Genomic DNA, 23,326 nt, shown 5'->3' on the forward strand with positions numbered 1-23,326 from the left:
CCGGGCGAAACACACCTCGGTGTGTGCCCCGGGCTTTTTTGTTCCCCATTGAAATTGAAAGTGAGTCCGCCATGCTCGACGACGCCACCAAAGCCCAACTGAAAAGTTACCTCGAACGCGCCACCGCGCCCATCGAAATCGTCGCTTCACTGGACGACAGCGAGGCTTCGGGCGAAGTGCTGTCGCTGCTGAAGGACGTCGCAGAGGCGTCGCCACTGGTCAAGCTGACCGAAAGCCGCGACGACCCTCATCGCAAGCCCTCTTTCTCGATCAACCGCCCGGGTGAAAACCACGGCCCGCGTTTTGCCGGCCTGCCCATGGGTCATGAATTCACCTCACTGATCCTGGCGCTGTTGCAGATCGGCGGCTACCCGCCCAAGGTCGAGCAGGAAGTGCTGGAACAGATCCGCGCACTGGACCGCGACCTCGACTTCGAGGTGTATGTCTCGCTGACCTGCCACAACTGCCCGGACGTGGTGCAGGCGCTGAACCTGATGGCGGTGCAGAACCCGCGCATCAAGACTACCATGATCGAAGGCGGCACCTTCCAGGACGAGATCAAGGAGCGCGAGATCATGGGCGTGCCCACGGTCTTCCTCAACGGCACCATGTTCGGCAACGGCCGCATGAGCCTGGAAGAAATCCTCGCCAAGATCGACACCAGCGGCACCGAGCGCGAAGCCAAAAAAATCAGTGAGAAGGATCCGTTTGATGTGCTGATCGTCGGCGGCGGACCGGCCGGCGCGGCGGCGGCCGTGTACGCGGCGCGCAAGGGCATTCGCACCGGCGTGGCGTCGGAGCGTTTCGGCGGCCAGGTGCTGGACACGCTGGGCATCGAGAACTTCATCTCGATCAAGGAAACCGAAGGCCCCAAGTTCGCCCACGCCCTCGAAGAACACGTGCGCAACTACGACGTGGACATCATGAACCTGCAGCGTGCCAAGGCGCTTATTCCCAATAGCGGACCCGGCAAGGACCTGATCGAGGTTCAGCTCGAAAGCGGCGCTTCGCTCAAAAGCAAAACAGTCATCATCTCCACCGGCGCGCGCTGGCGCAACATCAACGTGCCCGGCGAACAGGAGTTCAAGAACAAGGGCGTGGCCTACTGCCCGCACTGTGACGGACCGCTGTTCAAGGGCAAACGCGTGGCGGTGATCGGCGGCGGCAACTCCGGCGTGGAAGCGGCAATCGACCTGGCCGGCATCGTCGGCCATGTGACGCTGATCGAGTTCGACACCGCCCTGCGCGCCGATGCCGTGCTTCAGCGCAAGCTTTTGAGCCTGAAAAACGTCGACGTGTTCACCAACGCGCAGACCACCGAGATCACCGGCGACCAGAAGGTGGGCGGCCTGGTCTACAAGGACCGCGCGACCGGCGAGCTCAAAACCGTGGCGCTCGAAGGCGTGTTCATCCAGATCGGCCTGGTGCCCAACACCGACTGGCTCAAAGGCGTGGTCGAGCTCTCGAAACACGGCGAGATCATCGTTGATGCCAAAGGCCAGACCTCGCTGCCCGGCGTGTTTGCCGCGGGGGACGCCACGACGGTGCCCTTCAAGCAGATCATCATTGCGGCCGGTGACGGTGCCAAGGCGGCCCTGGGCGCCTTCGACCACCTGATGCGCACCTCGGCACCGGCGGCCTGACAGCGCGGGGAGCGGCCCCCTGGCGCTCCCCGCAGCAAAGAAGAACGGCTATCACTCCATTCGTGCCCATGACGCGCGCGAAGGGTTACGCATTTCTCCTTGCCCAATGACACCGGCCTGCCGACAATCGGAATACTCAAAACCAAAAAAAGGATTCGGCATGAAAGGCGACGCACAAGTCATCACCCATCTGCAGGCCCAGCTCAAGAACGAGCTGACCGCCATCAACCAGTATTTCGTGCACTACCGCATGTACAAGCACTGGGGCCTGGACAAGCTCGCGAAGAAGGAATACGAGGAGTCCATCGGCGAGATGAAACACGCCGACAAACTGATGGACCGCATCTTCATGCTCGACGGCCTGCCCAACCTGCAGGACCTCGGCAAGCTGATGATCGGCGAGGACGTGCCGGAAGCGCTCAACTGCGACCTGAAGGCCGAAACCGGCGCGCAGTCCACGATCAAGGACGGCATTGCCCACTGCGAAAGCGTGCGTGACTACGTCTCGCGCGACCTGCTACAGGGCATTCTGGACGACACCGAAGAACACATCGACTTCCTGGAAACCCAGATCGAGCTGGTGGCCAAGGTCGGCCTCCAGAACTACCTGCAAAGCCAGATGGGCGAATTGAGCTAGGCTGTACCCTGCGCAGCGCCGCAAGCGCTGCCTTGTTTCATGGTCGACAAGGCCCTGCCTGATTCGAATGGCGGCCAGCGCCTCTTTCAAATGAGAACAACTCTCATTTACGGGTTAAACTATAGCCCCCGCCAGCCGACATGTTCATGTGAAGCCAGCCAGCAACCGGCCTGTGTTTCACCATGTCACTCCCCTCCTCTTTTTCTCACTCAAAAACCCTTCCAGCCCATGTGCAGCGAGCGCAAGCAGCTAGCAAATTTGTAGCAACCTTCGTCCTCACGCCGCTGGCGCTGTGTATGGCGCAACTGGCCCGGGCCGAAACGCCGCCGGCTCAGGCCACCGCCTCGGGTACGGGCAGCGAGCTGCCGCAGCTGCGCGAGGTGCGCATCAACGCCACCGTCGAAAAAGACGAAGGTTTCGCGCCCAACCAGGCACAAAGCGCCGGCAAGGCGCCGATGCGCCTGCTGGAGACGCCGCAATCCATCAGTGTGGTCACGCGCGAGCAGATGGAGTCGCGCCAGGCGACCAACCTGCAGCAAGCCCTGCAGACAGTCGCCGGCGTCAGCCCGGTCAACTTCGGCCGGCGCGGCTTCGATGACATCAACATCCGCGGCTTCCGCTCGACCGAATCCATCCTGATCGATGGCCTGGTGCAAAGCCCCGGCATGTGGACACGCCTGACACCTTATGGCTATGAACGCTTCGAGGTGCTCAAGGGCGCGGCGTCGGTGCTGTACGGCCAGGTGCAGCCCGGCGGCATCGTCAACGCCGTCAGCAAGCGGCCCAAAAAGGAAGCGCTGTCCGAGGCTTCGCTGGAGCTGGGAAGCTTCGGCCTCAAGACACTGTCGGCCGACCTGAACCGCCCGCTGTCCGATTCGGGCAAGGCGGCGTTTCGCATCAACGCCCAGGTGTCCGACACCGACGATGCGACCGACCTCGTCTACCGCAAGGACCGCTGGGTGGCGCCCTCGCTGGCACTGGACCTCGGCCCGCAAACCGACCTGGTGCTTTTTGCCACCTACAGCCACAGCCAGTGGATGCGCCAGCAGGGCATCACCCCGTTTGGCACGCTGCTGCCCAACCCCAACGGGGCGATTCCCCTGACACGTTACACCGGCGACCCCGGCTTCGGGGCCTACGACATGGAGCAAACCACCGTGGGTTATTCGCTGGAGCACGAGTTCAACCCCGAGGTGGTGCTGCGCCAGAACGTGCGCTACGAAGAAGAAAAAGGCACCGGCAACTTTGTGGCCAACGGCACGCTGCAGGCCAACCGGCGCCTGCAGAACCGCACCGCCACCCGCCAGTACATGGACTACGACCTGCTGGCCACCGACACCTCGCTGCTGACCAGCTTCGAGGCCCTGGGCCTGAAGCACCGCCTGGTCACCGGGCTGGACGCCCGCACCGGCACCAGTTCGCAGGCCAGCCGCAGATGCACGATTGCGCCCATGAACCTGTACAACCCGGTGTACGGCGTGCAGGCCACCTGCCCCGCCAACCTCACGAGCGACGCGCCATCCAGGCTCACTGCGGCCGGGCTGTATGTGCAGGACCAGATCAAGTTCGGCCAGGGCTGGACGGCGCTGCTGGGCCTGCGCCATGACCGTTCAACGACCGACACCGAGAACCGGCTGACCAACCGGCGCACGCTGCAAAAGGACAAGGCCAACACCTTCTCGGGCGGCCTGGTTTACGAAATTGTGCCGGGCTGGTCCACCTACGCCAGTTATGGCGAATCTTTCCTTCCGGTGTCCGGCCTGGCCTTTGATGGCAGCGCTTTCGTTCCGGAGACCGGCCAGCAATGGGAAGCCGGCCTCAAGTACGAGGCCGCCAACCGGCAAGTCACAGGTGCGCTGGCCATCTATGACCTGCGCCGCCAGAACGTGACAACAGCCGACCCGGTCAACACCGACTTCAGCGTGCAGACCGGCGAGCAGCGGGCGCGCGGCCTGGAACTGGAGCTGGGCGCCGACCTGCGCAACAGCTGGAAGCTGACCGCCGCCTACGCCTATACCGATGCGGAAGTCACTCGCGACAACAATGCCGCCATCGTCGGCAAACCCATCAACCTGACGCCCAAACACACGCTGTCCACCTGGGCCACTTACCGCCTGCAGGACCTCAAGCGCGTGACCGTGGGCCTGGGCGGGCGTTACGTCAGCGAGCAGGTGGGCGCGCTGCCGTTCACGCTGCCTTCCTACTTTGTGGCCGACACCTCGCTGAGTTACCAGGGCGACCGCTTTCGCGTGACGGCGGGCATCAAGAACCTGTTCAACAAGGTGTATTACGCAGGCGCCATCAACGCCAACGTGGTGTCGCCGGCCGAACCGCGCAGCTTCGCGCTGAGCACCACGTTCTACTTCTGACGCTCACACCGGAGCCTGTCGTTTTTTGCCGTCAAAGGCAGGACCAACAGACTCTTAAACGCGAATAATTCTCATTATTAAGCTAAAATTTGTAAACCGCCAGCCGACATATCCCCGGAATGTGAAGCCAGCCAGCAACCTGCCTGAGCCGTGCTTCACATGTCCATTACATCCCGTTTCCTTGCATCAAAAACCTTCGAAGCCCCCGTCTGCCGGGCGCCATCAGCTACCAGACTTGTAGCAAAATTCAGCCTCACCCCGCTCGCGCTGTGCGCCGCGCAGCTGGTCGGCGCCCAGGTCCTGCCGGACATCACCATCCGCGCCGACACCGAACAGGGCTACTCCCCGTCCAGCAGCAGCACCGCCACCAAAAGCAGCGCGCCGCTGCGCGACATACCGCAGACCGTCAACGTGGTGCCCGGCCAGTTGCTGCGCGACCAGGCCGCCCGTTCGATGGAAGATGCGCTGCGCAATGTGCCCGGCGTGGCAGCCAGCCATGGCGACGGCCAGCGCGACCAGGTGATGATCCGCGGCTTCACGGCGATTGCCGACCAGTTCTCCGACGGCCTGCGCGACGACGCCCTGTACTTTCGCGACCTGTCCAACGTCGAGCGGGTCGAGGTGCTCAAGGGCCCTTCCGCCGTGCTGTACGGCCGGGGCTCTTCGGGCGGCCTGATCAACCGCGTCACCAAAAAGCCCAAGTTCGGCGAAACCTCGGGCGAGACGACGCTGATCCTGGGCAGCAACAAGCTCAGGCGCGTGGAAGCCGACGTGAACCTGCCGCTGGGCGAAGCCGCCGCCTTCCGCCTGAACGCGGCGCGCGAAGACTCCGGCAGCTACCGCGACCAGCAGTTTGTGGACCGCTACAGCTTTGCGCCTTCGCTGGCGCTCAAGCTCAGCAAGCAGACTTCCCTGCTGCTGCAATACACCCAGGCGCGCGACCAGCGCGTGACGGACTTCGGCATCCCGGCGCTCAACGGCCGCCCCGTCGATGTACCCGCCAGCACCTATTACGGCTCGGGCAATGCCCGGCGCGACGACACCAGCACCAGCCTGGTCGACACCTACACCGCCACCCTGAACCACAGCTTCAACGACGTATTCAGCGTGCGTAACACCACGCGCTACTACAGCTACGAGCTGGACCGCTACAACACCCTGCCCAGCGGCACCACGGACCCGGTGGCGCTGGCCGTCGGGCTGACCCGCAGCGCCGTCTTCCGTGACGAGTCGGGCTGGTTCAACCAGACCGATTTCACCTACAAAAACACGCTGGGCGGCTTCAAGCAGGAATGGCTTTTCGGCCTGGAAATGGGCCAGCAGAAGCGCCGCTCCCAATCGATCTCTGCAGGTCAGGTGGCACGCGTGTCCATCTTCAATCCGGGCCTGGTGTCGGTGCCGGCATTCACCGCGGCTAATCTCGCGGCCGACAGCGCCATACCGAACAACACCACGCAGGACGTGCTGGGTGTGTACCTTCAGGACCAGGTCACGTTGACGAAAAACTGGAAGGCGCTGGCAGGCATTCGCTACGACGAGTTCAAGCAGTCCACCACTTACGAGCGCAAGCTCGCACCGCTGGCCCGTACCGACCGCGCCTTCAGTCCGCGCGCCGGCCTGGTGTGGCAGCCCACCGACGCGCAGTCACACTACCTCTCGTACAGCCGTTCGTTCCAGCCCTCGGCCGAGACCTTTGCCCTGGCCGGCAGCAACGTGGGCAACGAACCGGAGATCACCCGCAACGTCGAGATCGGCAGCAAGCTCGGTTTCCTGGACGGCGCGCTCAGCGTGACGGCCGCCCTGTTCAACCTGGAGCGCAGCAACATCAAGAACACCGACCCGGCCAACCCCAGCCTGCAGATCAACGTGGGCACGCAGCGGACCAACGGGCTGGAACTCACGGCCAGCGGCCGCCTGCCGGGCCGCTGGGACGTGAGCGCGGGTTACGCCTACCTGGACGGCGAAATGGTGGAGTCCGTGGCACGCGTCAGCTCGCTGCAGCTGCCGGTGGTTTCGGTGCCCTCGCTGGGCAAGGTGCCGGCGCTGACGCCGCGCCATTCAGCCTCCTTCTGGGCCATGAAAGACCTGGGCAACGGCTTCAGCCTGGGCGGTGGCCTCAACTACATGGGCGAGCGTTTCGCTTCGCTGACCAACCTCGTCGTGCTGCCGGCTTACCTGACCGGTGACCTGGCCGGCATCTATCGGACCGGCCGCTACGAATTCGGTGTGAACCTGAAAAACATCACCGACAGGAAATACATCGTCTCCAGCCACGGCAGCAACGACAACCTGATCCTGCCTGGCGCGCCGCGTGAGCTGCAGGTCAGCATGCGCATCAAGTTCTGAACATCCTCATGAAAAAACAGGAAAAACACCCTCCCCCCTTCAACCTGCAGGACGCCATCACCATGTCTTTCCCACGCCTCGGCCTCATCGCCCCTCTCTTCGCCGCCACCACCGCAACCACGGCCCAGGCACACCATGTCTGGCTGGAACAGGACGCCAACGGCGCCACGCTGTACTTCGGCGAGTTTGGTCAAAACCTGCGCGAGACCTCACCCGGCTACCTCGACAAATTCATTGCGCCCGTCGCGCAGCGCATCGGCGTTGCCGCGGCCCAGCCGCTGACCCTGAGCAAGACGCCCAGGGGTTTTGTCCTGTCGGGCAGCGCGGCCAAAGGCGAGTCCCTGGTGGCGGAAGATGCGCACTACCCGGTTTCGGAACGCAAGGATGGCGACAAGCTGGTGCGCAGCCTCTACGTGCCCGCGGCCCGCCTGGTCAACACCTTCGACAAGCAGGCCCCCCATCTCACGCTGGACCTGGTGCCCACCGGCAACAACGGCCCCGACGGCGTCGAAGTGCAGGTGTTCTACAAGGGCCAGCCGCTGCCCAAGGCCAAGGTCGAGGTGGCAACACCTTCGGGCTGGGGCAAGGCGTTGCGCGGTGACGACCAGGGCCGGCTCAAACTCAGCCTGCCGTGGAAAGGCAGCTACGTGCTCGAAGTCAAACATGCCGACACCAGCGCCGGCGAACGCGGCACCGACAAATACGACCGCGCCAGCTATGTGACCTCGCTCACCATCACCCAGCCCGAAGGCCTGGCCGCCCTGCCTGCCTCACCCGCGGCAACACCGAACAAGATGAACTGAGGCTTCCGGCGTGCGCCCCTTTCTTCAAAACAACAAGGGAAATATGCCTCCAGCCCTGATGGGTCGGGCGCATGCCGCTATCTTTTTTGAACCCATCCAGAAATTGAAGCCGATGTCTGTGGCCGGATGGATCGCGGCTCTCGTGCCTCCGCCTTTGCGCCGCGCGGCTGCCCGCCCCAGGGTGCGCATCGTGCTGCGCCTCATCGCGGCGCTGCCGGGCGGGTATGCCTTCACCGCGGCTCTGGTGGCGCTGCTGGCCGCCGCACTGCCGCTGCTCGGCCTGGCACGCAGCGAAGCCGTGGTGAGCGCCGCGATGCTGGGCTTTGTGCTCTACCTGCTGGTGCTGCTGTGGGCCTTCAGCGTGCGCAGCCTGGCGTGGCTCTGGGCTGTGCTGGCGGGTGGCACGGCCCTGGCCTTGGTCCTGTTTCAACTGATTCGCTAAAGAAGAAAGATGCGCGCGATGGAACCCACTTTCCGCAAATCGATGGCCTGGCTACACACCTGGGCCGGGGTGGTGATCGGCAGCCTGCTGTTTGCGATTTTCTGGATGGGCACGCTCAGCGTGTTCGACCGCGAGATCGACCGCTGGATGATGCCGGGCACACGGCTCGCGCCGTCCGCTGCCGCACAGCCTTTCAAGCTGGATGGACCGGTGACCGAACAGGCCCAGCGCCTGGCCCGGGGATCGTCGCAATGGTTTGTACGCCTGCCCACCGAACGCGTGCCGGCGCTGGAGCTGCGCTGGCGCGACGAAGCCACCAAGGTCACCGAGCGGCGCTACCTGCATCCACAAACCGGCGCGGTGCTCGAACACACCGACACGCTCGCAGGCACCGGCTTCATCTTTCCTTTCCACTACCGCCTGCACATCCGCTGGAAAGATGTCGGTTACTGGCTGGTCGGCCTGGCCGGAATGTCCATGCTGCTGCTGATCATCAGCGGCGTCATCATCCACCGCAAGATTTTTGCGGACTTCTTTTTGTTCCGCCCCAAAAAGCGCCTGCAGCGCGCCAGCCTGGACCTGCACAACCTCACCGGCGTGCTGGCCATGCCGTTTTACTTTGCCATCGCCCTGTCGGGCATCGTGATCCTGTTCACCATCTACTGGCCGAGTGCCTACCACGCCACTTATGCGCAGGCTAAAAATCCGCGGCAGGCTTTTGCCGCCGAGGGCTTCGGCCAATACCGCCGGGCCAAGGCGAATACGCCGGGCCAGCCGCTGGCGTCGCTTGACGTGATGCTGGCGAAGGCGGAGCAGGAGTGGCAAGGCGGCCGGGCCAGCTTCGTGCGTGTCTGGCACCCGGGCGATGCCAACAGCTATGTGGAACTGCGCCGCGGTTATGCCGACATGGTGACCATGAATCTCGACCAGCTCTACTTCGATACTGCAACGGGCACCGTGCTGAGCAGCTTCGAGGCCGCGCCGGTGATGACCGTGGAACGTTTCATCAGCGGCCTGCATTTCATCCAGTTCGAACACTGGACCTTGCGCTGGCTGTATTTCCTGGCGGGCCTGGCCGGCTGCGTGCTGATGGCCACCGGCAGCCTGTTCTGGCTGGAAGGACGGCGCGCCAGCCACGCCAGAAAAGGCCTGGCCGGCGTACGTGTGGTGGAGGCGCTCACGGTCACCAGCGTGTCCGGCATCATCGTCGCCACGATGGTGTTTTTTGCTGCCAACCGGCTGTTGCCGGCCGGTGCGGCGCTGGCAGGCTGGGACCGCAGCGAGATCGAGGTCTGGGCCTTTTACCTGGCCTGGCTGGGCACGCTGGGCCATGCCGCGCTGCGCGGCCGCGCCGCCTGGCGCGAACAGGCCTGGGCGGTGGCCGGGCTGGCCCTGCTGGCGGTGGCGCTGAACTGGGCTACCACCAGCCACCATCTCGCCCACACACTGGGCCGTGGCTTGTGGGCGGTGGCAGGCATGGACCTGCTGCTGCTGGCCCTCGCAGGCTTGGCGGCCGGCACGGCCAGGCACCTGGGGCACCAGGCCGCGCCTTCGCAGCACACGCCGCCGGCTCCCACTGCAACGCAAGGCACCCTGGGCACCGCCAAAGGCATCAGCCGTGCGTGATCTGCTGCTGACACTCGCCGCCTTCACGCTGGCCCTGTGGGGATTTGCCTTGCTGGCCCTGAGCCAGGAGCGCCATGTGGAGCGTGTTTTCGGGCACCACGCCCGTCCGGCGCCTGGCCTGCGGGCGCAACGTGCAACGGGTTTCACGGCCATCGGCCTGGGCCTGCCCGTCTGCCTTGCCGCGGAAGGCGCCGGCTTCGGCAGCCTGTTGTGGGTGGTGCTGGTCTGCGCTGCGGCCATGGGCATTGCCCTGACCCTGACCTGGCGGCCCCGCTGGCTGCGAGCCCGGCCTTTCCGGTGCTTCAAGCTCCGCCCATGAGCGTTGCCGACGGGGGATACAAGCCTATTTGTCCTGAGGACAACCACACTCGCCACCCTGCGAAAACACCTCGACCCTGCTGGATTGCGATAAGATGCAAATGGTAATGATTCTCATAAAGAACGGCGTTGCAAGCAAGCTTCACCTTGCCGCTCGCCAACTGCCAGACTGATCCAGAAACAGCTCATGAATCTCGCCGTAAGCTCCACCTTTTCCGCCCCCGCCATGGCGGGGAATACCCTGTCCCTGGTCGATCTGCCCCCCAACCGGATAACCACCATCATCAGCCTGCGGGAAGCCGAAGGCGGCGATGCGCAATCCCAGGTGCTGCAACGGCTGAGCGAACTCGGCTTCATGCCCGGCGAAACCATCAGCGTGTTGCGGCGCGGCCCGGGCGGTCGCGAACCGATCGCGGTCCAGGTCGGCGACACGGTGTTTGCGCTGCGCCGCCATGAGGCCAGCTGCATCCAGGTGAAGGCATGAACGCCGCAGTTTCCAGTGCCGTAGCAGGACCACTGCGCATCGCCCTGGTGGGCAACCCCAACTGCGGCAAGACCGCCCTTTTCAACCTGCTGACCGGCGCGCGCCAGAAAGTCGCCAACTACGCCGGCGTGACGGTCGAACGCAAGGAAGGCCGCGCGCGCCTGCCCGACGGCCGCGAGCTGGCCGTGATGGACCTGCCGGGCGCCTACAGCCTGAACCCGGCGACCACCGACGAAGTTGTCACGCATGACGTGGTGATGGGCCTGCGCGCCGGTGAAAACCGGCCCGACGGCATCATCGCGGTGGTCGATGCCACCAACCTTCGCATGAACCTGCGCCTGGTGCTGCAGTTGCGCGCGCTGGGCCGGCCCATGGTGCTGGCGCTCAACATGATGGACGTGGCGCGTGCGCGTGGCCTGCAGATCGACATCGCCCGGCTGTCGGCCGACCTCGGCATGCCGGTGGTGGAAACCATCGCGGTGCACAACCCCTGGTTCGCCGCCTGGCGCGGCAAGACCGGCGAGAGTGGGCGTGAGGCCCTGCTGCAGGCCGCCCAGAAAGCCTTTACGGCGCAAAATATTGAGGCTTTTAGGCCTCCAACCCAATCCCCTTCTGCGCCAGCAGCTATCAAAACAGGAGCATCCGGCGCACCGGACATGGCCGCCCTGCAGGTGCAGGTCCGGGCCATCCTGGCCGCCGCCGTACCCAACGCCGGCCAGGTCAAGCGTTTCAACCACCGCATCGACGCGGCCGTGATGCACCCGGTGGCTGGCCTGCTGCTGCTGTCCACGGTGCTGTTCCTGATTTTTCAGGCGGTGTTTGCCTGGGCCAATTTGCCGATGGACCTGATCAAGGAAGCCGTCGCCGCCGTCGGCTCGTTTGTGCAGGGCCATGTGACGCCCGGCCTGCTGCAAAGCCTGCTGGTCGATGGCATCGTCGCCGGCGTGGGTGGTGTGCTGGTCTTCCTGCCGCAGATCGTGATTTTGTTTTTCTTCATCCTGCTGCTGGAAGACTCGGGCTACCTGCCGCGCGCCGCGTTTTTGCTCGACAACGTCATGGGCAAGGTCGGCCTGTCGGGCCGCGCCTTCATTCCGCTGCTGTCGAGTTTTGCCTGCGCGATTCCCGGCATCATGGCCACGCGCACCATTCCGCACTGGCGCGACCGACTGGCCACCATCATGATCGCGCCGCTGATGACCTGCTCGGCCCGGCTGCCGTTGTACGCGCTGCTGATAGGCGCCTTCATCCCGGACCGTGAAGTCGGCTTCTTCAACCTGCAGGGCCTGACCCTGTTTGCGCTGTATGTGCTGGGCATCGTGTCGGCCATGGCGGTGGCCTGGGTGTTCAAGCGCACCTGGGCCAAAAGCAGCTACCAGCCGCTGATGCTGGAACTGCCGCCCTACCGCGTGCCGAATCTGCGCAACCTGCTGCTGGGCCTGTGGCAGCGGGTGGAGATTTTCATGCACCGCGTCGGCACCATCATTTTTGCGCTGATGGTGGTGTTGTGGTTTCTGTCCACCTTCCCCGGCCCGCCCGACGGCGCGCTAGGTCCGGCCATCCAGTACAGCTTCGCCGGCATGATAGGCAAGGCGCTCGAGGTGGTGTTTGCCCCCATCGGTTTCAACTGGCAGATCTCGATTGCGCTGGTGCCCGGCATGGCCGCACGCGAAGTCGCGGTCGGTGCCCTCGGCACGGTGTATTCGCTGTCGGCGGCCGGTGACGACGCCGCTGCAGCCCTGAGCCCGCTGATTGCGCAGAGCTGGTCCACCGCCACTGCCTACTCGCTGCTGGCCTGGTATGTGTTTGCGCCGCAATGCATCTCGACCCTGGCCGTGGTCAAGCGCGAGACCAACTCCTGGCGCTACCCGCTGCTGATGGCCGCCTACCTCTTTGCGCTGGCCTATGCCGCCTCGTTTGTCACCTACCGCGCCGTGCTGGCGCTGACCGCCTGATGCATCACCTGCTGGAAGCCCTGGCGGTCTACACGCTGGTCATGGTGTGTGCCGCCTATTGCCTCTGGATTTTCCTGCCGGCCGGGCTGAAGCAGCGTGCCGCACGGGCGCTGATGGCCCGCTCTGCCCACCTGCAGGCCTCGCGCATCCTGCAGGCGCTGGCGCAACAACCGGCGGCCGGCTGCGCCTCGGGCTGCAGCGGCTGCGGCAGTGACGCCCCGGCGTCCGGGCAGGCCGCGCGGGTCCACCCCGTCCGCTGGGCGCGCAAGCCCGGCCCGCCACCCGGCTGATTTCCGGCCGTCTCCGGCCGGCCATGGCTTTTACGCCACAGGGCCCGCGACTTTCAGAAAATAACCGGCTTTCAGCGTACAACTTATTACGAATCATTATCATTTAATTTACACTTGCAGCTGACCTGACCAGCCAGCCAACTCGTGTCCGCCAGGACGTCTTCGAGCACAGCCAAGCCATTTCCTGAAACCCGGTCCGTTGCCGCTACAAGGCCGGACACCCGCTTGGAGGCCATCTTGGCAAACCCTCACGCACGCCTGGCGCGCAACAAAAAATCCCGTCGCAGCCTGACCCCTGTTGCCGCGCACGTACCCGCCGCCTTCTCCCCGAAATCCGCCTCCGAGAACGCCTTGCTGCCGCTGGGCGCATTGCTGCTGGCCGCTTCGGTCAGCGGCTGGTCACAAACCACTCCCGCCGCCGACACGCTCTCCACCATCACCGTGAAAGAACAGGCGCAGGGCAAGACCACGCTGCGCGCGACCCAGACCAACATCGGCAAGGGCACACAGGCCCTGCGCGACATCCCGCAGTCCGTCACGGTGATGACCGAGCGCCTGATTGATGACCGCAACCTCGACGATTTCCGTGAGTTGCTGCGTACCACCGCGGGGGTGACCTTTCAGGCCGGTGAAACCGGTGAGGAAGACGTGCGGCTGCGCGGCTTTTCGCTGGGTCAGGCGGGCGACATCTACACCGACGGCATCCGTGACGGCGCGCTGTATGAACGCGACACCTTCAACAATGACCGGGTCGAAGTGCTGAAAGGCTCTGCGTCCATGCTGTTCGGAAAGGGCTCCACCGGCGGCATCGTCAACCAGGTCAACAAGGAGCCCTTCCTGATGGACCAGCACGAAGCCACCTACACCTTGGGCACAGGCAATGAGCACCGGCTGACCGGCGACTTCAACCTCAAGACCGGTGAGGACAGCGCGCTGCGCTTCAATGCCATGGTTCACGAGGCTGACAACCATGGCGCCAAGGTCAGCAAAAAAGGCATTGCCCCGACTTACCGCTGGGGCATAGGCACGCGCGACGAGTTTTCCGTCGGTCTCTACCATCTGGAAGTCAAGGGTCGCCCCAACTACAACCACCCCTGGTTCACGCAGGACGGCATGATTGTTCCAACGTTGCCGGCCAAAAACTACTACGGCCTGGCCAGCGACTACCAGGACACCTCGGCCACCTACGCCACCCTCAGCCACACCCATCGGTTTGACCACAACAGCCAGCTCAAGACACGGCTGCGCCACGGCCGTTATGAACGCGACCTCTGGGCCAGCGTGATCCGCTTTGGCGCCGGCACGACCCTCAGCAACCTGAACCCGAACACCGTCATTTCCCGCACGCCCAAGGGGCGCATCGGCATCAGCGAAACCACGCAGTTGCAGAGCGACTACAACAACAGCTTCGAGTGGATGGGTAAAAAACACGACGTGATCGCCGGGGTGGACATCTACGACGAGGATGCCAGACGCGCCAATAATTTTGCCGGCGCCGCCAGCAACCTGACCAGCACCGTCGGCACGCCCAACGATGGCGACTGGCGCGCGGACACCCGCGGAGCGCCACCCTTCAACACCTTCAAGGCGCGCAACCTGGGACTGTACGTGCAGGACACCATGTCGCTGACATCGACCTTCAAGCTGGTCGGCGGCTTGCGCCATGACAACTTCAAGGCTTCCTACCGCACCAATGCGGGTGTCAGCCATGAGCAATCCGAGGGGCTGTGGAGTCCGCGCGTGGGTGCGCTGTTCCAGCCCGATGACATCTCCTCCTACTATGCTTCGCTGGGAACGTCTTACAACACCTCGGCGGACGCCTACCAGTTCACCCCCGGGGACCCGAACAGCAAGGATGCAAAGACCGGACCGGAGAAAAGCCGGAACCTGGAGTTCGGTGGCAAGTTCGAGCTTTTTGACAAACGTGCTTCCCTGGGCGTCGCCCTGTTCCGCACCGAGAAGTACAACGAGCGCAATACCGACCCGGACACCGCTGCCCAGCAAAACATCCTGTCCGGCAAGCGTCATGCCACCGGCCTGGAATTCAACCTGGCCGGCAGCATCACGCCGAAATGGGAGATCTTCTACAACCACACCTGGATTCCGGAAGCGAAGATTGACCAGAGCAATGTGGCACGGAACGCCGCCGGAACCGGTGCGCAGGTGCAGGGCGACCGCCCCGCGCTGACGCCGCGGCACAGCGCCAGCCTGTGGACCACCTACCGCATCCTGCCCAAGCTGCGCGTTGGCGGTGGCCTGAACTACCGTGGCAAGCAAAACCCGGAAGGCGCGCGCCATGTGCTGGCCGACAGCTTCACGACCGTCGATGCCATGGTCGAGTACACCCTTAACGACAAGGCATCACTCAAGCTCAACGTGACCAACCTGAGCAACAAGCTCTACGCAGACTCGCTGTACCGCGGCTTCTACGCGCCGGGCGCCCCGAGGGCTGTCCAGTTGACCCTGAAAACCCTGTTCTAGGCGCCATCCTGCCACCGCCCCCTCCCGCACTGAGTGACGATCATGCATCTGCATCTGAAAAACATCCTGTCCCAAGATGAACTCCAGACCGCCCGCCGCCTGCTTGGCAGCGACGCGCCCTGGATCGACGGGCGCAGCAGCGCGGGGGGGCAGGCGGTGTCGAAAAAACAGAACGAGCAGCTGTCCCAGGACAGCGGGAATGCCCGAGAGCTCCAGACCATGATCCTGGCCGCGGTGAACCGGGATCCTCTGTTTTTCTCGGCGGCATTGCCGAAAAAAATCTTCAACCCGCTGTTCAACCGTTACAGCGGCGACGCCAATTTCTACGGCCCCCATATCGATGGCGCCGTGCTGCACTCCAAAGCGACATCGCAATGGGTGCGCAGCGATATGTCCTGCACCGTTTTCCTGTCCGATCCGGGCGACTACGACGGCGGAGAACTGCTGATCCAGCAGGTACAGGGCGAACAACGTGTGAAGCTGGCCGCGGGTGATCTGGTGCTTTATCCCGGCAGCACACTCCACCAGGTCAGCCCCGTGACCCGTGGCACGCGGCTGGCCAGCTTTTTCTGGATTGAAAGCATGGTGCGCAGCACAGAGCAACGCCAGTTGCTGTTCGACATGGACATGGCGCTGCTGCAGTTGCGGCGCCAGGGCGAGGGGCCGGCCCTGGTGCAGCTCACCGGCAGCTACCACAACCTGCTGCGCATGTGGGCCGACACATGAACCCGGCCCAACCGATGCCCGTGCCCGTTCCCGCCGTCGAGACGCTGCCGGCCGGCCTGGTGTCGCTGGACGACCATGAAGCTTTTGCACGCACGCGGCTGGACGACCCGGCCTGGGCCTATTTCAGCGGTGGCGCCGCGGACGAAGGGACGCTGCGCGCCAACCGCAGCGCCTGGGACAACCTTCGCCTGCTGCCGCGTGTGCTGCGCCCGCTGGCCGGCGGGCACACATGTGTCGAGCTGCTGGGGCGCACGCTGGCCCACCCGCTGCTGGTGGCGCCGGTGGCTTACCAGCGCATGGCGCATGCCGATGGGGAAATCGCCACCGCGCACGCGGCGGCCTCCCAGGGCGCCGGGCTGGTGCTGAGCACCCAGGCCAGCGTCTCTCTGGAAACCGTGGCCCGGGCTTTCGGCGCCTACCCCGAGCGCGGCCCGCTGTGGTTCCAGCTCTATCTCCAGCACGACCGGGGCTTCACGCGGGAGCTGGTCCAGCGCGCCGAAAGCGCCGGTTACGAAGCGCTGGTCCTGACGGTGGATGCACCTACCAGCGGCGCGCGCGACCGCGAGCGGCGTGCGGGCTTCCGCTTGCCGGCCGGCATTTCCGCCGTGAATCTGGTGCAGCTCGCGCCGCCCCCCGCCCACCCCGGCGCCAGCCTGTTCGACAGCCTGCCCGGGCACGCGCCCACCTGGGCGGACGTGCAATGGCTGCAGGAAACCACACGGTTGCCGGTGCTGCTCAAGGGTGTGCTGCATCCACAGGACGCACGCCAGGCGGCCGCGCTGCAGGTGGCGGCGCTGATTGTCTCCAACCACGGCGGGCGCACGCTGGACACCACGCCGGCTACCGCGGCGGTACTGCCGCGCATCGCCCAGGCCGTCGCGGGTGATTTGCCGCTGCTGGTCGATGGCGGCATACGCCGCGGCACGGACGTGCTCAAGGCCATCGCCCTGGGTGCGCGTGCCGTGCTGGTGGGGCGGCCCTGCGTCTACGGCCTGGCCAATGCCGGCGCGCTCGGCGTGGCGCATGTGCTGCGGCTGCTGCGCGACGAGCTCGAGATTGCCATGGCGCTGTGCGGCTACGCCACCCTGGACCAGGCCTCGCCCGAGCTGTTCTTCGATCCGATGCCCTGATTTTTTCAGGGGCATCAAGGATTTATTGCAAATGCGATCGATTCGCATTTATACTTCACACATCGATTTAACCACCAGCAAGCCAATCCCATGATCGTCTGTGTCTGCCGCCGAATCTCCGACCGCGAAATCGCCCGTCACGCCCGCGCAGGCCTGGGCTTTGACGAGATCCAGTTCGAGCTCGGCGTCGCCACACAGTGCGGTCAATGTGAAGGGTGTGCCCGGGACGTGGTGGCGCAATGCAGCGCCACCTGCCCCACGGCCCACATCAAGCGCGCCGACCACCCAACGGAAGGCAGCCCATGGAATCCTCTCTCACCCTCTTTGCAAGCCTCGCCGGCAGCCTGATCCTGGTGATCAGCCCACTCTGGTGGATTTTCCGCCGCTAGCGCGCCCGCTTTCTGCCCGCCTTGTTCCCGCCCACGCGTTCCTCCCTTCGCATCCACTAGACTTCCGATGAACGCTCCCGCCATTTCGGGCTCCAACGCCCCTGCACTTCCGACAAGCCCCGTGCGATTGCCGATCAGCCGCAACATCGTTATTGCCGCCAGCGTGGTCATCTTCCACGTGGCCGCGCTGTGGACGCTGCAGAACGGCCTGCTGCGCCGGGCCGTGGAACAGGTGGTGCCGGCCGAGCTGCTGACGCGCATCATCGAAATCGAGCCGCCCAAGGTGGCGCCACCGCCGCCCGCGCCGCCCCCCAAACCCGCGCCGAAAACGGCCAAGCTGCCGCCACCGCCCATGCCCGTGGCCGTGCTGGACCCCGTGCCGGCGCCGAATGCGCCCACCGGCGTGGTCGAACCCCAGCCGCCGGCACCCGCGGTGCTGGCGCCGGTGGCGCCCGCCCCCGCGCCTCCGGCGCCGCCGGCCCCGGCGCGGCTGGTGGAAATCACCCAGGGGGAAACCGAATACATCCGGCCACCGCGCCCGGTTTACCCGGCGCTGAGCAAGCGCAGCGGCGAATCCGGCGTGGTCATCATTGCCGTTTACTACAGCACCTCCGGCCACGCCAAACGCGCCGAAGTCTTCAAGTCCAGCGGCTTCGAGCGCCTGGACCGGGCCGCGCGCGATGCCGTGATGGCCTCGCAGGTCACCCCTTTCCGACGGGCGGGCGTCAATGAAGACACCCAGTTCCTGCTCAAAGCCCCGATTAATTTTGTTCTGGAGTAACTCATGAATTCACAATTTGGCCTGATGAACGTCTGGACGCAGGGCGACTTCGTCACCAAGTCGGTGGCCCTGCTGCTGATCGGCATGTCGCTGGTGTCCTGGATCGTCATCCTCACCAAGACCCTGGACGTGCTCAAGTACAAGAAAATTGCCCGCAGCGCGGAAGACTTCTGGCACAGCGAAGACTTCGCCGCCGGCCTGGCCCGGCTGGGCAACGACCCGGCCAACCCCTTCCGCCAGTTGGCCATCGAAGGCCGCGAGGCCACCGCCCACCACCGCAACACCAAAGCGCACCTGCATGACACACTGGACGTCAGCGACTGGGTCACGCGCAGCCTGCGCAACACCATCGACGAGTTCACCTCGCGCCTGCAGTCGGGCCTGGCCATTCTGGCGTCGGTCGGCTCCACCGCGCCCTTCATCGGCCTGTTCGGCACGGTCTGGGGCATTTACCACGCGCTGCTGGCCATAGGCACGGCTGGCCAGGCAACCATCGACAAGGTGGCCGGCCCAATCGGCGAGTCGCTGATCATGACGGCGCTGGGTCTGGCGGTCGCCATTCCGGCGGTGCTCGGCTACAACGCGCTGGTGCGCGGCAACAAGGGCGTGCTGCACAAGCTCAACCGTTTTGCCCACGACCTGCACGCCTACTTCGTGACCGGCGCACGGGTCAGCAGCGGCGGGCCCGCCAATGTCGTGCCCATGAAAAAAGCCTGACACAGAAGGAGCACGCAGCATGGCCTTCGGAACCCAGGACGACACCGACGAGGTGATGAACGAGATCAACATGACGCCGCTGGTCGACGTGATGCTGGTGCTCCTGATCATCTTCATCATCACCGTGCCGGTGATGAAACACGCGGTCAACATCGATTTGCCGCGCGCCACCAACGAGGCGCAAAACGTCAAGCCCGAGACGGTGCGGCTGACGGTGGACGCCGACGGCGCTTACTACCTCAACGAGGCCAGGGTCGAGGATGCGGCGCTGGCGCCCAGCTTCCAGGCGGCGGCCGCGAAGGAGCCGCAGCCCGAGCTGCACATCCGCGGCGACAAGGCGGTTCGCTACGAACGGGTGGCCCAGGCCATGGCCGCCGCGCAGCAGGCCGGGTTGCGCAAGATCGGCTTCATCACCGAACCGGTCCAGCCCTGACGGCCGGCGCCTGCGCCGCCCGCATGGCAACCTGGCACTGTGATGCGCCAGGTTTTTTTCTGCGCTGCCCCTGCCAAACGGGGCCACCAACAGCGCATTTTTCAGGAAAAAATCCGGGCCGGCGCTTGACTTTCAATTGAGAATAGTTATCATTACGATGACGACAACCCATCAGGTCCACCAAGGTCAACCATCATGTCCCCTGCACAACCTGCCTCCGCCACCCTGAGCCTGCCGTCTCGCCGCAACGACCACGCGGGAGCCACCTCCCCCGCGGCCGTAGACAGCCACGAACTGCTGCGCGGCCAGAAGGCCGTGGACATCGTGCACAACGGCTCGACTTACCGCCTGCAGGCGACACGCCTGGGCAAGCTGATCCTGACCAAATAGCCGACAAGTTTCATCGTGGGACGATCCGGGACCGGCAACGGTCTCACAGGTCGTTTTTGCCAGCCAGCCAGCCGCTTTCGGGCAGTTGCATTAGCCAGGCTTTTTTTCTCCACACGCCATGCAAAAAGCCGACCCGAGGGTCGGCTTTTACCATTGAAATCAGGCTCTGGCCCTTTTCCCGCCAGCGCAGTCAGCTATCAATTAAATAGCAAACAATCGTTACAGACCGATGGCAGCCATGCCGGCACGCGCGATCTGCGCATCTTCGCTGGACTTCACGCCGCTGACGCCAACCGCGCCCAGGCACTGGCCATCCTTCAGGATGGGCACGCCGCCTTCGAGCAGGCCCTTGAGGTCGGGCGCGCTCAGGAAGGAGAAGCGCCCGCCGTTGATCATGTCTTCGTAAATCTTGCTCTCGCGCCGGCCCATGGCCGCCGTGTGGGCCTTGGCCGGTGCAATGTGGGCGGAAATCGGGGCGGCGCCGTCCAGGCGCTGCAGGTGCAGCAGGTGGCCGCCGTCGTCAACGATGGCAATCGTCACCGCCCAGCTGTTTTTTGTCGCTTCCGCGGCGGCGGCAGCGGCGATGGCCTGCACATCAGAGAATTCCAGCACTGTTTTTGATTTCATGGTGTTCCAGGTTTTGTTTCGGAAAAACATCAAGCATACGCAACTTTGCGGGCTGCAGCGGGTCCTATTGCGTACCTGAAACCTTGGAGAACCCTGACAAAAAGTAGGCAGTGCGCAGGGTTAATCCTTGAAAACCGCCACAGTCCCCTAAAATGAAATCGCCCGCATATGCAGGCCACTATGGAGAAGACCGCATGAATGACAATGTTCAAACCCTGGACCACGGCTACGTTGGCTCTGCCGAGCAGCGCAACCGGGTGCTGCGCAACACGTACTGGCTGCTGGCACTGAGCCTGCTGCCCACGGTGCTGGGCGCCTGGGTGGGCGTGGCCACGGGCATCACCGCCTCCCTGAGCGGCGGGCTGGGCCTGATCGTTTTCCTCGGCGGCGCCTTCGGCTTCATGTTCGCCATCGAAAAGACCAAGAACTCTGCCGCCGGTGTGCCGGTGCTGCTGGCTTTCACCTTCTTCATGGGCCTGATGCTCTCGCGCATGATAGGCATGATCCTCGGCTTCAGGAATGGCAGCGAACTGATCATGACCGCCATGGGTGGCACCGCCGGCGTGTTTTTTGTCATGGCCACCCTGGCCAGCGTCATCAAGCGCGACATCTCCGGCATAGGCAAATGGCTGTTTGTCGGCGCCCTGGTCGTGATGGTGGGCGCCATCATCAACGTGTTTGTCGGCTCCACCGCCGGCATGATGGCGATCTCGGTCGCCGTGATCGGCATCTTCAGCGCCTACATGCTGTATGACCTCAAGCAGATCCTCGATGGCGGTGAGACCAACTACATCAGCGCTACCTTGGCCCTGTACCTGGACCTGTTCAACGTGTTCCAGGCCCTGCTGGCCCTGCTGGGCATCGCGGGTGGCGAGCGCGACTGAGCTTGCTCGCATTCAAAAAAAGGGCCTTCGGGCCCTTTTTTCATGGGCTGTCGCGCCGGGGCAGCTCCGTGCACGCCTGCGGCCTCCCGGCAAAAAGCTATCTATTCAATAGCAAACTTCCCTTATATTTAAAGGATTAGATTCATATTTGACTGAAAACTCGCGGCCAGACGAACTTGCGCTGGATCAACAGAGTTCGCGTTAACCCTTATAAAGGTGCACAACAAATACATCTTCTAATTACACTGTCTGCAGGCACCCGGACAACAGAGATCCGGATGCCTTCAAAGAAGAAAGAAGGTTGTTTGTATGCGTACCCCTCATTCAAGGAATTTTTCACTGCTGGCCCTCGCTGCCGCCATGGCGCTTGCCAGTCTGGGCGCGGCTGCGGCGCCGCCCGCAGCCACGCAGAGCGGCGCATCGCGCGCCCCGGCCACTGAGGAGGCCAAGGGCGCCGTCAAGAAGTACACGCTCGAAACCGGCATCGTCAACGGCAAGATGGTGTTCATCGACGACCGCGGCCAGGCCAACCCGGTGCTGCACGCCAATGTGGGCGACACGGTGGAGATCCGCCTGAAAAGCGGCGAAGGTGCACAGCACGACATCGCCATCCCCGAGCTGAAAGTGCAGTCGCAGAAATTCGACGCCGCCAGCGGCCCCACGACCGTGCGTTTCACCGTCACGCAGGCGGGCAAGTTCACCTACTACTGCACCATTGCAGGCCATCGCCAGATCGGCATGGAAGGCGTGTTTGAAGTGGCCGGGACCAGCATTGCGAGCGCAGCGCCCAAAGCAGCGGCGAAGACAACCGGCGTTCCCGGTGCCGAGCTGTACACCGCGCCCGCCATGCGGCCCGCCGACGCGGCCGCCGTGAGTGTGGCCATGGACCCGGCTGCCGTGCCTGCCCCGATCGGCGCCCGCGCGCCCCAGCACCTGAAGTACCGCATGGAAACCGTCGAGCTGACCGGCAAACTCGACGACGGCACCAGCTTCACTTACTGGACCTTCGACCGCAAGGTGCCCGGCCCCATGCTGCGCGCCCGCATCGGCGACACCATCGAGCTGACCCTGGTCAATGCACGCGACAGCAAGATGATCCATTCCATCGACCTGCACGCAGTGACCGGCGGTCACGGTGGCGGCGAACACACCCAGGTCGGCCCCGGCCAGGAGAAAACCATCACCTTCAAGGCGCTGAACGCCGGGCTGTATGTGTACCACTGCGCCACACCGCTGGTGCCGCAGCACATCTCGGCCGGCATGTACGGCATGATCCTGGTCGAGCCTGAAGGCGGCCTGGCCAAGGTGGACCGCGAGTACTACGTGATGCAGGGCGACATGTACACCACCCGCCCGCACGGCGCCAAGACGCACCAGGAGTTCGACCTGGACAAGATGGCGGCCGAGTTGCCTGACTACTACGTCTTCAACGGCGCGGTGGGCTCGCTGACCAGGGAGCACAAACTCACCGCCCATGTCGGCGAGACCGTGCGCATCTTCTTCGGCGTGGGCGGCCCGAACAAGATCTCGTCCTTCCACGTGATCGGCGAAATCTTCGACAAGGTCTATAGCGAAGGCTCGATCAGCTCGCCCAAACGTGATGTGCAGACCACACTGGTGGCACCCGGCGGCGCCACCATCGTCGAGTTCAAGGTGGACTACCCCGGCAGCTACCTGCTGGTGGACCACGCGCTGTCGCGGGCCGGCAAGGGCCTGGTCGGCATGCTGGAAGTCACGGGTGCGGCAGACGCGGGGATCTACAAGGCACACACCACAGGCAAGACGGTTGCCAAGCACTGAGTCGCCGGTCAACGGCTTGGGACGGGCTGTCCGCTGTCATGGCGGACAGCCTTTTTAC

22 protein-coding genes are annotated in these 23,326 nt (G+C 64.3%); 21 read left to right on the plus strand and 1 reads right to left on the minus strand.

The window, feature by feature from the left end; all coding sequences use genetic code 11:
• The first annotated feature begins 71 nt into the window (after window positions 1–71).
• The 19 genes from ahpF (at window position 72) to B7X65_RS02050 (ending at window position 19,957) form a co-directional block, all read left to right on the plus strand.
• The gene (gene ahpF, locus B7X65_RS01960; RefSeq protein WP_293592302.1) at window positions 72–1,643 is read left to right on the plus strand and encodes an alkyl hydroperoxide reductase subunit F; all 1,572 of its coding nucleotides are present in this window, start codon (window positions 72–74) and stop codon (window positions 1,641–1,643) included.
• Between the two features lie 160 nt (window positions 1,644–1,803).
• A complete protein-coding gene (gene bfr / locus B7X65_RS01965) occupies window positions 1,804–2,280 on the plus strand; it encodes a bacterioferritin (RefSeq protein ID WP_293592303.1) in 477 nt (158 codons plus the stop codon).
• A 296-nt stretch (window positions 2,281–2,576) separates the two neighbouring features.
• A complete protein-coding gene (locus B7X65_RS01970) occupies window positions 2,577–4,649 on the plus strand; it encodes a TonB-dependent siderophore receptor (RefSeq protein ID WP_293592304.1) in 2,073 nt (690 codons plus the stop codon).
• A gap of 159 nt (window positions 4,650–4,808) precedes the next feature.
• Complete coding sequence (locus tag B7X65_RS01975) at window positions 4,809–6,995, plus strand: TonB-dependent siderophore receptor (protein ID WP_293592305.1); 2,187 nt, start codon at window positions 4,809–4,811, stop codon at window positions 6,993–6,995.
• An 8-nt stretch (window positions 6,996–7,003) separates the two neighbouring features.
• Window positions 7,004–7,798, plus strand: a complete 795-nt coding sequence (locus tag B7X65_RS01980) for a DUF4198 domain-containing protein (RefSeq protein ID WP_298317545.1) — start codon at window positions 7,004–7,006, stop codon at window positions 7,796–7,798.
• Window positions 7,799–7,910: 112 nt separating this feature from the next.
• Window positions 7,911–8,240, plus strand: coding sequence for an iron uptake protein (locus B7X65_RS01985; protein ID WP_293592306.1), 330 nt, complete (start codon window positions 7,911–7,913; stop codon window positions 8,238–8,240).
• Between the two features lie 18 nt (window positions 8,241–8,258).
• Window positions 8,259–9,866 (plus strand): PepSY domain-containing protein, encoded by a 1,608-nt coding sequence (locus B7X65_RS01990; protein WP_293592307.1) that lies wholly within the window; start codon window positions 8,259–8,261, stop codon window positions 9,864–9,866.
• Entirely contained in the window at window positions 9,859–10,185 is a 327-nt protein-coding gene (locus tag B7X65_RS01995) for a DUF3325 domain-containing protein (protein WP_293592308.1), read from the plus strand. Before B7X65_RS01990 ends, B7X65_RS01995 begins: the two co-directional genes overlap by 8 nt.
• Window positions 10,186–10,371: 186 nt before the next feature.
• Entirely contained in the window at window positions 10,372–10,668 is a 297-nt protein-coding gene (locus tag B7X65_RS02000; protein ID WP_293592309.1) for a FeoA family protein, read from the plus strand.
• Window positions 10,665–12,620, plus strand: coding sequence for a ferrous iron transport protein B (gene feoB, locus B7X65_RS02005; RefSeq protein WP_293592310.1), 1,956 nt, complete (start codon window positions 10,665–10,667; stop codon window positions 12,618–12,620). The genes B7X65_RS02000 and feoB overlap by 4 nt, the downstream gene beginning before the upstream one ends.
• Window positions 12,620–12,910 carry a DUF6587 family protein gene (locus B7X65_RS02010; RefSeq protein ID WP_293592311.1) on the plus strand — a complete coding sequence of 97 codons (291 nt, stop codon included), beginning with the start codon at window positions 12,620–12,622 and terminating at the stop codon, window positions 12,908–12,910. Before feoB ends, B7X65_RS02010 begins: the two co-directional genes overlap by 1 nt.
• A 351-nt stretch (window positions 12,911–13,261) precedes the next feature.
• Complete coding sequence (locus B7X65_RS02015) at window positions 13,262–15,391, plus strand: TonB-dependent siderophore receptor (RefSeq protein ID WP_293592450.1); 2,130 nt, start codon at window positions 13,262–13,264, stop codon at window positions 15,389–15,391.
• 42 nt (window positions 15,392–15,433) lie between these two features.
• Complete coding sequence (locus B7X65_RS02020) at window positions 15,434–16,117, plus strand: Fe2+-dependent dioxygenase (protein WP_293592312.1); 684 nt, start codon at window positions 15,434–15,436, stop codon at window positions 16,115–16,117.
• Entirely contained in the window at window positions 16,114–17,247 is a 1,134-nt protein-coding gene (locus tag B7X65_RS02025; RefSeq protein ID WP_293592313.1) for an alpha-hydroxy acid oxidase, read from the plus strand. Before B7X65_RS02020 ends, B7X65_RS02025 begins: the two co-directional genes overlap by 4 nt.
• A 90-nt stretch (window positions 17,248–17,337) precedes the next feature.
• Window positions 17,338–17,595 (plus strand): (2Fe-2S)-binding protein, encoded by a 258-nt coding sequence (locus tag B7X65_RS02030; RefSeq protein ID WP_293592314.1) that lies wholly within the window; start codon window positions 17,338–17,340, stop codon window positions 17,593–17,595.
• Between the two features lie 162 nt (window positions 17,596–17,757).
• Window positions 17,758–18,417 (plus strand): energy transducer TonB, encoded by a 660-nt coding sequence (locus B7X65_RS02035; RefSeq protein WP_293592315.1) that lies wholly within the window; start codon window positions 17,758–17,760, stop codon window positions 18,415–18,417.
• A gap of 3 nt (window positions 18,418–18,420) precedes the next feature.
• Window positions 18,421–19,134, plus strand: a complete 714-nt coding sequence (locus tag B7X65_RS02040) for a MotA/TolQ/ExbB proton channel family protein (RefSeq protein ID WP_293592316.1) — start codon at window positions 18,421–18,423, stop codon at window positions 19,132–19,134.
• 19 nt (window positions 19,135–19,153) lie between these two features.
• A complete protein-coding gene (locus B7X65_RS02045; RefSeq protein ID WP_293592317.1) occupies window positions 19,154–19,567 on the plus strand; it encodes a biopolymer transporter ExbD in 414 nt (137 codons plus the stop codon).
• A gap of 195 nt (window positions 19,568–19,762) precedes the next feature.
• A complete protein-coding gene (locus B7X65_RS02050; RefSeq protein WP_293592318.1) occupies window positions 19,763–19,957 on the plus strand; it encodes a hemin uptake protein HemP in 195 nt (64 codons plus the stop codon).
• A gap of 219 nt (window positions 19,958–20,176) precedes the next feature.
• Here the strand turns inward: B7X65_RS02050 and B7X65_RS02055 are convergent, their stop codons facing one another.
• Complete coding sequence (locus B7X65_RS02055) at window positions 20,177–20,584, minus strand: heme-binding protein (RefSeq protein ID WP_293592319.1); 408 nt, start codon at window positions 20,582–20,584, stop codon at window positions 20,177–20,179.
• 194 nt (window positions 20,585–20,778) lie between these two features.
• Between B7X65_RS02055 and B7X65_RS02060 the strand changes: the two genes are divergently transcribed.
• Together B7X65_RS02060 and nirK are read left to right on the plus strand one after the other, a co-directional pair.
• Entirely contained in the window at window positions 20,779–21,468 is a 690-nt protein-coding gene (locus B7X65_RS02060) for a Bax inhibitor-1/YccA family protein (RefSeq protein ID WP_293592320.1), read from the plus strand.
• A gap of 309 nt (window positions 21,469–21,777) precedes the next feature.
• On the plus strand, window positions 21,778–23,268 hold the full coding sequence (gene nirK / locus B7X65_RS02065; protein WP_293592321.1) for a copper-containing nitrite reductase: 1,491 nt from the start codon (window positions 21,778–21,780) through the stop codon (window positions 23,266–23,268).
• Window positions 23,269–23,326: the final 58 nt, after the last annotated feature.

It is taken from the genome of Polaromonas sp. 39-63-25 (assembly GCF_002278925.1).
Lineage (GTDB): Bacteria > Pseudomonadota > Gammaproteobacteria > Burkholderiales > Burkholderiaceae_C > Polaromonas.